This is a genomic window from Acidithiobacillus sulfurivorans, assembly GCF_018853815.1.
Lineage (GTDB): Bacteria > Pseudomonadota > Gammaproteobacteria > Acidithiobacillales > Acidithiobacillaceae > Acidithiobacillus > Acidithiobacillus sulfurivorans.
The window spans coordinates 1-809 of sequence record NZ_JAAOMP010000132.1; the positions used below are offsets into that span (position 1 = coordinate 1).

The window sequence follows — 809 nt, forward strand, 5'->3', positions numbered from 1 at the left end:
CCCACAAGCAGTTGGTGGGCGTTACCGCCATGCTGAAGGCGGCTAAATTTGATCCTTCAGACCGCAACTGGATCATGGCTGCCTATGATCCCACCGGCAAAGTCCTTGCTTATGGCAAAGTGGGCAGCTGTATTGCCTGTCATGTGCTGGTCCGCCATCAGGACTTGGTTTTTGCTCCGCCGCCGACGCAATTATTGCCGATAAGCACTTGGAAGGCTTTTTTCTCCAAGCAGGAAATGAATCCGGCTTACGTGGCACTGATTCAAAAACATCCCGGGGCTGTCGTTCAGTAGCCTGCTCATTAAGGAGGATATTCCCATGCAACGTTTTATTCTGGCCTTTGTGTTTCTGTCACTTGGATGCCTGTTCACCAATGCCCAGGCTGATAAGCTCAATGACACTACGGCCTTATCCGGCTTGCATGATGCAAAGGCCGTTTTTTTGGTGAATATGCGTAACCCGGCGGCAGTGGATCACCTGGTCAGGGTCATCGGTTTGACACGCAAGCAACTTCTGCAACAAAAGGTGACGCCGCACTTCATCGTGGTCTTTATCGGTCCAGATGTCGCATTTCTGACCAAAGATCGTCGGGGTATTCCTTACACGGAAGAAAGGGATATCGCGGGGATTCAGGGAGAAATCCAAAAACTCAGCCAGAAAGGCATCCAGTTTCAGGCTTGTGGCGTGGCGCTACACGGTATGGACGTATCCCCCAGCATGCTGATTCCGAGTGTGACGCCGGTGGAAAGTGGCTTTATCTCTACCATCGCCTATCAAGAAAAGGGCTATGCTTTGGTTCCTGTCTATTA

Annotated in this window: 2 protein-coding genes; both read left to right on the forward strand. The window is 51.2% G+C overall.

What is annotated here, in order from left to right; translation table 11 throughout:
- On the forward strand, positions 1–293 hold a 293-nt coding region (locus HAP95_RS12315; RefSeq protein ID WP_215884498.1), incomplete at its 5' end, for a cytochrome P460 family protein.
- Between the two features lie 25 nt (positions 294–318).
- On the forward strand, positions 319–809 hold a 491-nt coding region (locus HAP95_RS12320; protein ID WP_215884499.1), incomplete at its 3' end, for a DsrE family protein.